Annotated in this window: 9 protein-coding genes; 2 read left to right on the plus strand and 7 right to left on the minus strand. The window is 49.9% G+C overall.

Annotated features, from left to right (window positions below; translation table 11 throughout):
- Nucleotides 1-11 precede the first annotated feature (11 nt).
- From E4L36_RS08370 to ccmA, 5 genes are all read right to left on the minus strand, one after another.
- Nucleotides 12-1,979 carry a heme lyase CcmF/NrfE family subunit gene (locus E4L36_RS08370; RefSeq protein ID WP_136680244.1) on the minus strand — a complete coding sequence of 656 codons (1,968 nt, stop codon included), beginning with the start codon at nucleotides 1,977-1,979 and terminating at the stop codon, nucleotides 12-14.
- Complete coding sequence (gene ccmE / locus E4L36_RS08375) at nucleotides 1,976-2,437, minus strand: cytochrome c maturation protein CcmE (RefSeq protein ID WP_136680245.1); 462 nt, start codon at nucleotides 2,435-2,437, stop codon at nucleotides 1,976-1,978. The genes E4L36_RS08370 and ccmE overlap by 4 nt, the downstream gene beginning before the upstream one ends.
- Before the next feature lie 183 nt (nucleotides 2,438-2,620).
- Entirely contained in the window at nucleotides 2,621-3,376 is a 756-nt protein-coding gene (locus E4L36_RS08385) for a heme ABC transporter permease (RefSeq protein WP_276606066.1), read from the minus strand.
- 14 nt (nucleotides 3,377-3,390) lie between these two features.
- Nucleotides 3,391-4,062, minus strand: coding sequence for a heme exporter protein CcmB (gene ccmB / locus E4L36_RS08390; RefSeq protein ID WP_136680480.1), 672 nt, complete (start codon nucleotides 4,060-4,062; stop codon nucleotides 3,391-3,393).
- Nucleotides 4,063-4,106: 44 nt separating this feature from the next.
- The gene (ccmA, locus tag E4L36_RS08395; protein ID WP_136680246.1) at nucleotides 4,107-4,733 is read right to left on the minus strand and encodes a cytochrome c biogenesis heme-transporting ATPase CcmA; all 627 of its coding nucleotides are present in this window, start codon (nucleotides 4,731-4,733) and stop codon (nucleotides 4,107-4,109) included.
- 143 nt (nucleotides 4,734-4,876) lie between these two features.
- Here ccmA and E4L36_RS17820 point away from each other — a divergent pair, with 143 nt between their 5' ends.
- Together E4L36_RS17820 and E4L36_RS08410 are read left to right on the plus strand one after the other, a co-directional pair.
- Nucleotides 4,877-6,805, plus strand: a complete 1,929-nt coding sequence (locus tag E4L36_RS17820) for a flagellar hook-length control protein FliK (RefSeq protein WP_169051511.1) — start codon at nucleotides 4,877-4,879, stop codon at nucleotides 6,803-6,805.
- Complete coding sequence (locus E4L36_RS08410) at nucleotides 6,802-7,071, plus strand: EscU/YscU/HrcU family type III secretion system export apparatus switch protein (protein ID WP_127694482.1); 270 nt, start codon at nucleotides 6,802-6,804, stop codon at nucleotides 7,069-7,071. Before E4L36_RS17820 ends, E4L36_RS08410 begins: the two co-directional genes overlap by 4 nt.
- Here the strand turns inward: E4L36_RS08410 and E4L36_RS08415 are convergent, their stop codons facing one another.
- Entirely contained in the window at nucleotides 7,072-7,488 is a 417-nt protein-coding gene (locus E4L36_RS08415) for a DUF2802 domain-containing protein (RefSeq protein WP_240656978.1), read from the minus strand.
- A 23-nt stretch (nucleotides 7,489-7,511) separates the two neighbouring features.
- The coding region (locus tag E4L36_RS08420; RefSeq protein WP_169051512.1) for a chemotaxis protein CheW at nucleotides 7,512-7,964 on the minus strand (453 nt) is incomplete at its 5' end.

Below are 7,964 nucleotides of genomic sequence, written 5' to 3' on the forward strand. Positions count from 1 at the left end.
CGATCTTCCTCTTAGCTAACGGCAGCCACATCGGCACTCTGTTGTATGCGTTTACGGCGATAACGCGGATCCGATGCAGCCAAAAGCCCTCCTGCTGTCATCATCAGTCCACCCAGCCAAATCCAGCGCACAAAAGGCTTGTATTGAACACGTATTGCCCACGCATCCCCCTCGAGAGGCTCTCCCATGGCCACGTATAGATCACCCCAGAACCCTGGATCGATATCAGCTTCTGTCATCACATTGCCACGCGCGAGGTACTGACGCTTTTCTGGCTGCAACAAACCATATTCTTCGCCGTTTTTATACACCACCAGCTCACCCATATCAGAGACGTAGTTTGGTCCCTCTACTCGGCGCGAGCCTTTGAACTCAAAGCTATAATCTTCGAAATTGAGTTTATCACCCGGCGCCATGCGCAGATCTCGCTCTTCGCTGTAGTTAGACACCATAGCAACGCCCACTATCGAAACCGCCAAACCAAGGTGTGCCAGCAACATCGCATAGTAACTACGAGAGAGCTTGCGCATTCCCTCACCCAATGAGCGGCGATGCTTCACTTTGTTGTAGATATCTTTGGCCGCAGCCGCCGTTATCCACATGGCCATGATTCCACCCAAAACAGGCTGTAGGTGCAGCTCACCCGCGTACATCAGCGGGAAAACAACACCACAAACCAAGGCTACAACCGCAGGGATACCCAGCTGTTTAAGCAGGAAGTTGGAGTCTGTTTTACGCCAGCGAGCAATCGATCCAACTGATAGGAAAACCACTAAGAAAATAGTTAGCGGCACAAACAGAGAATTAAAGTATGGCGGGCCTACCGAGATTTTCCCCATCGACAACGCGTCCATCACGAGTGGATACAAGGTTCCTAGCAAGACCATCAAACACGCCACAACCAAAACGACATTGTTGACCAACAACATGCTTTCACGAGAGAGAAGCTCGAATGTTGATTCACTTTTAACATGCGCCGCCTTGACTGCGTATAGCAGGAAAGAGCCGCCGATAGTAATCGCTAACAAGACAAGGACGAAGTAGCCCCGCTCAGGATCTGTGGCAAAGGCGTGTACCGACGTTAACACACCAGAACGTACTAAGAATGTGCCCAACAAACTTAAAGAAAACGCGAAGATCGCTAATAGCACCGTCCAGCTTTTAAAGACACCACGCTTCTCAGTAACGGCCAGACTGTGGACAAGAGCCGTACCCACTAACCATGGCATAAAGGAAGCATTCTCAACAGGGTCCCAGAACCACCAGCCACCCCAGCCGAGCTCGTAATATGCCCACCAACTACCTAACGCTATACCTAGCGTCAAAAATGCCCAAGCCACATTGGTCCACGGACGTGACCAACGAGCCCAAGCAGCGTCAAGGCGACCACTTAGCAGCGCAGCAATGGCAAAAGCAAATGCTACCGAGAAGCCCACATATCCCATGTAAAGCATCGGCGGATGAATAATCAAACCAATATCCTGCAGCAGTGGATTCAGGTCTCCCCCCTCTGCTGGGACGTTCGGTAACAGGCGTTCAAACGGGCTTGAGGTCATCAGAGTGAACAGGATAAAGCCCACACAAACCATACCCATGACCGATAAAACTCGCGCCACGATATCCAGTGGTAGCTCATCACTTTTTACCGCAACCGCATAGGTCCAGCCGCCCAAAATGAGCACCCAAAGCAGTAATGAGCCTTCGTGGCCACCCCAAATAGCACTGACTTTGTAGTAGTAAGGTAAGGCGGTATTCGAGTTCCCAGCAACATATGCCACTGAGAAGTCATCCGTTAGGAACGCATAGCCCAAACAAAGCATGCTAATAAAAAGAAAGAGGAAAACCGCCGTCGATAGTGGCCGCGCATACTCCATCCAGAGTACGTTGCGACTGTAAGTTCCTACCAACGGAACAACAGATAAGAGAATCGACAAAACCAGTGAAATGATGAGTGCAAATTGCCCCAGCTCAGGAATCATTTATTAAATACCTCCTCAGCAGGTTGAGGCATCTTACCAGCCGCTTCTAGTGCTTCCGCGACTTCAGGAGGCATATAGTTTTCATCATGCTTTGCTAAAACCTCAACCGCCTGAAACACGCCGTTTCCATCGATTGCACCTTGCGCCACAATCCCTTGCCCCTCTCGGAAAAGGTCTGGGAGTATTCCTGTGTACTCAACAAGCACCTCTTCTGCGTAATCGGTCATTGCGAACTGAACACGTAAACTTTCTTGGTCGCGTTTTACGCTCCCCTCAACGACCATGCCACCGGCGCGGATGCGAGTATCTTTTGGTGCTTCACCGCCCACGATTTGAGTAGGCGAGTAGAATAGATTGATATTCTGGTTCAGAGCATAAAGCGCTAAACCAACAGCAACGGATACACCCACAACCAGCAATAAAACCAGAGCTAGGCGCTGTTTACGTTTCGGATTCATTTAGTGTCGTTCTCTCTTCTAATTCTGCGCGCAAGTGTTTTCAGAAAGTCTTTACGGGCCTTAGCAGGCAAAAGCAGGTTCCCCGCAAAAAGAAGTAAACCGAGGGCATAAGACAACCAAACATAAATTCCGTGCCCTCCCATATTAAAAAAATCTGCAAGTGTCTCGAACTGCACATTCACCTCACTGGGATACAATCAACTCACGCACCCAACTGGCACGTTTCTCGCGGCGGAGAATTTCGTTGCGAAGCCGCATCATCAAAGACACAGCGAAGAAACAGTAGAAGCCAATCACCATAATTAATAGCGGCAACCACATTTCAATCGGCATGGCCGGCTTCTCAGTCAGTTTGAAGGTTGCGGGCTGATGGAGCGTATTCCACCACTCAACTGAATATTTGATAATCGGGATATTGACTAGCCCCACTAGGGAAAGGATGGACGCCGCTCTCGCTGCAGTATTTGGATTTTCCATCGCTGCATACAGCGCCATAACACCAAGATAAAGAAACAACAGGATCAACATGGAGGTTAACCGCGCATCCCAAACCCACCAAGAGCCCCAAGTCGGCTTGCCCCAAATGGCTCCCGTAGCGAGCGCCAAGACCGCCATAGAGGCCCCAATTGGAGCAGCCGCGAATGCAGCCATATCAGCCACTTTCATTTTCCAAATAAGACCGATAGCACCGGCGATAGCCATCAGCATATAGCAAGATTGCGCCAAAATAGCTGCCGGTACATGCAGATACATGATACGAAAGCTATTACCCTGCTGATAATCCGGCGGCGCGAACGCCAGCGCCCAAACGATCCCTACACCCAAACAGAGTAGAGCCAGCCAAGCAAATATAGGCAGCAACTTACCCGTGATCTGATAACACCATTTTGGTGAAGCCAACTGGTAAAACCAGCGAGGCATCCATTTTTTCTCTGGCATTGTTACGTTATACCTCAACCACTAACTGAAACTCGCACTGCAGCGCTGGTCGCTAAAGGCGCAAGTACAAAACCAAGCGCCAAGCCAGCACCGAGAAGAGCCAGGTAACCACCGATAGGTAGCCCAGCTACGGCAGCTTGCACCGCCCCTGACCCAAAAATAAGTACTGGTATATAGAGAGGCAAAACCAACAACGAGATCAAAATCCCTCCCTTTTTAAGCCCAACCGTCAGTGCCGCACCAATCGCGCCAATAAAACTCAGCGTCGGCGTACCGATCAATAGACTCAATACCAAACCCAGCATCGCGTCACTGGGCAAAAATAGCATCACACCTAACAGTGGCGACATCAGCGTCAACGGCAAACCGGTTGTCATCCAATGCGCAAGCGTTTTGGCCAAGCATACAATCATCAAAGGCTGCGGACTCAATAACATCTGCTCTAAAGTGCCATCGTCGTAGTCGGAGCGAAACATCCCATCTAACGACAGCAACGTGGCAAGGAGCGCCGCTACCCATACCACACCCGGTGCAACGTCGGACAAAAATGTCGGCTCTGGACTAACGCCTAACGGGAACAGCGTCGCGACCATCAAAAAAAAGATCAATGGATTGAACAGATCACTTTTACGTCGAAATGATAACAACAGGTCACGCTTTAAGGCGGCACTAAACTGCTGACTCATCGAAATTGTTGCGATATTAGTTTCCTCTACCACTACGGAGTTCCCTAAAAGCTATCCAGATTGACTTTGACAACGCCTTGCTGTGCTGCAAGGTCGTGGTGCGTCGTCAATATCACACTACCGCCGCGCTGCGCATGGTCTAGTAGCAACTGCTCCATCGCTGCAACACCCTTTTTATCGATGGCAGTAAAGGGCTCATCAAGAATCCACAACGGCGCTTGGTTCATATAGAGGCGAGCTAAACTAACACGCCGGTTCTGTCCAGCCGAGAGCGAGTGACATGGCACATCTTCATAACCCGTCAACCCAACAATGCCCAGCGCTTCATCTATTTTGCTACGCTGGAGTGCAGGATGCAGTGCACAATACCAGCGTAAATTTTCTTGCGGCGTTAACATGCCTTTGACACCAGGCTGGTGTCCGAAGTAGAGCAAATCAGCAAGAAACTCATCGCGTACATTGTCAACGGATTCACCGCGCCACTCGATACTTCCTTCGTATTGGGCAGATAGTCCACTAAGAATCCGCAACAAGGTCGTTTTGCCACTGCCGTTACGGCCTTCAATCTGCATCACTTCGCCCTGCTTCAGGGAAAATGCTAAACCATCGAACAGAATGCGCTCTTCGCGTTCGCAAAAAAGATCGGTGACAGCCAAGAGCGGTTTTGACAAAGGAGCAACCTCATTCCACGTAAAACATCCACAGCGCGCTACAATTAATACTGTAACCGCCGATAAATTTGGTGGGCATTATATACAATTCTGACCAAGTATTGGCATTGTTCTTAATCACACCTACGGGAAACTGTTATCGCATGCAATCGTTTGGGCCGCTAAACATTAGTGTTAAAGCAGCAACATCGAGCACAACTCACTCGATTGGGAACGCTTTACCCAAAGATGGCACGCCAGTTACCGCGACGGTGCGCGATACCGCAAATACACCGTCAAGTGACGGGCTATTCAAGATAAGAGTTGAACTAAATTCGCGCTTATTAAGTATCTCGGTACCTACTCCCATCGCATCAGGTACAACCGTACAACTTAGCCAATCACCCAACGGTGATGTGTCGTTACAAGTTGCTGCGAACCAAGCCAGGGAGCTTAATACAGCGCCCCAGACACGAACTCAAGCAGAAAACCAACCTCAGCTGCGAGCCCCCGTGACACCAACGGCTGCAACACTGAACCAGTTACAAACCCTCATCGCACCAAATACTCAGACGCCGGGCAGTGTGATCGCTCAGAGTGCTATCACACAGACACAGACACAGACACAGACACAGACACAGACACAGACACAGACACAGACACAGACACAGACACAGACACAGACACAGACACAGACACAGACACAGACAATAGCATCTCAGCAAACAAGCCAAGGCAAAGCCACTACACCACAGAGCAGTGCAAACCCTTTACCTCAATCCTCTTCTGCTTCTGCTTCTGCTTCTGCTTCTGCTTCTGCTTCTGCTTCTGCTTCTGCTTCTGCTTCTGGGCAAAGTTTCGCACCTGCAAACCAGCAAAGCTCAATAGCAAGCCCACAAACACCCGCTGCCCCACCAAACTCAATACAACAGGCAACGCAGGCAACGCAGGCAACGCAGGCAACGCAGGCAACGCAGGCAACGCAGGCAACGCAGGCAACGCAGGCAACGCAGGCAACGCAGGCAACGCAGGCAACCAGCGGAGCACAACACCCCGGTACTACACAAGGGTTTGATCGTCATTCATCACCAACATTGCCGGCCAATGCAGCGTATCAGCCTCGACCGGCAGCCACTGCACTAACCGTCGATATCAGAGGGGTTTCGGTTTCACTCACTACCACAGCAAATCTCCCCCAACTAAATCAGGTTGTGATTGCGCGCGATAACACCAACAACTACTCGATTCAATGGCAAACAAAGATCCCGCAGGCACAACCTTTACAACCCACTCCACCAATGACACCTGCCCAAAACGCCGTGGCGGAGCAAATATTACGTGAAAGTTTACCTCTACAGATACCATTAGCAGATGGACTACAACAGCTAAGCAGGTCAGTCCAAAACACCCCCGTCGATAAGGTGGTTAACTCGCTGTTACAGCTCTTTGGCGTTCGACCCGGCAGCGACGAAGCTCCGCAAACGATTAAACAAAATGTCCAATCAGGTGGCCTTTTCACAGAACGACAGCTAGCAACCCAAGCGCCGCCGCAAAACGATTTAAAGCAGATCCTACTTCAGCTAAAACAGGGAGCAGAGCAACTTCCAGCCCAACAACGCGAGAGAATCAACACAGCTATCGACAAGGTCATGGCCCGCGTCACAACTCACCAACTCCACCATCTACAACACCAGACACAACGAAGCGATACGACAGAGCGCATTTTCCAGCTCGACCTACCTATCTACCAGAATGCTCAACTGGAACATGTTGACATGACAATCCGCAGCCGCAAACAGACCAGTAGCAGTGGTGAGTTACAAACCTTCTGGGGGGTCAAGCTAAACTTCAACTTACAGGAACACGGCCAAGTGACGGCCGAGATATCCCTGAATGAGACGGAAGGAGAGATTTCAGCAGGGTTTATTTGCGAGCAAACGAAAACAGTCCAGCTAGTAAGAAACCAACTCTCTGAATTTAATCATCAGTTGAGTGACTTGGGCTTTTCAGTGCAGCATTTAAGCGCACGAGAAGGGAAAACCAGCAGCGCAGCTGACGCGGTACAGCGAAAACTGGTTGATATCAAAACATGAGCAAAAACAAGACGTCACAAGCGGTTGCGCTTAACTATAAGCCCGAACAAGGGGGTGTACCTAAAGTAGTTGCGAAGGGCAGTGGGGACATCGCTCAGCAAATCATCAAGCTGGCTAAGGAAAATGATGTCCACATACATGAAAGCCCTGAGCTACTCGAGATACTTATCCGACTTGAACTTGGCGATGAGATCCCAGAAACGCTATATCGGGCTGTTGCGGAGGTTATTGCATTTGCATACAGCCTGAAAGATGACCCACGTTAACTAGGATTTACCCTCTAAACCTCGGCTACCGGCGGGATGCATCTCTTTGTGCAGCAGCGCCATCAGCTCTGCCTCAGGACGCCCGATGCCACAGTTTTTCACCAGGTCATCTACCCCTGCACCCATCTCCATAAGTTTCGCCGCCTGATTGTAAGCCAACTCGCCCGGATCACGATTCTCAAGCTCAAGTTGCTTCTCGACGGTAATATTGAGCCTTTGCTCAATATCAACCAACCGTTTTCCCATCCCTATAGAGCTACCGGTAATTGATCGAATCTCATTACGCAACACAGTAATCAAAGCCTGATACTGGCGTTCGTGGCGACGTTGGCGAATCAACATAAATACGGTTAAACCCGCAAATATGAACACAACGAATAGCAGGAGTACTATTAACCACAAACCCGTATCAGACACACTTACACCTTCACCGCAATATTCTAGAGATTTAACGCTTCTTCGAATTCACCAATCAGCGTTGGAATATCGAGTATCGCACATTTTTCTTTCATATAGGTGCCCATCAGCCAAGGGCGATTAGTCTTGTCCGAGTTCCAATTGATCTCATGCATTGGAATATGCACCGACTGCAGCAACTCATCGCAAGATAAAGCCCAGCGGCGCCCTTTCAAGATAACAACCTCTTTGTAAGAGGATCTTTCGGCATCGTATTTATGCGGCATGATCCAGCCCGCCGTATCAACAATACGAGTGTAGGCTACTGAACTGCCAAACGAGCCTAAAACCCATGCGTGCTCATTATCCAGCTGCATGGTTACGGAGTTCAGGGAGATAGCTCCCTCAATCGCTTCAAACGGCAACGCAACTCGCACTCCGAACACCTCGACCAAGATACAGTTCATCTGCGCCACGTTCTTGGCTGCAGGCTCTGG

Origin of the sequence: Neptunomonas sp. XY-337 (assembly GCF_004959845.1) — a bacterium.
GTDB lineage: Bacteria > Pseudomonadota > Gammaproteobacteria > Pseudomonadales > Balneatricaceae > Neptunomonas > Neptunomonas marina.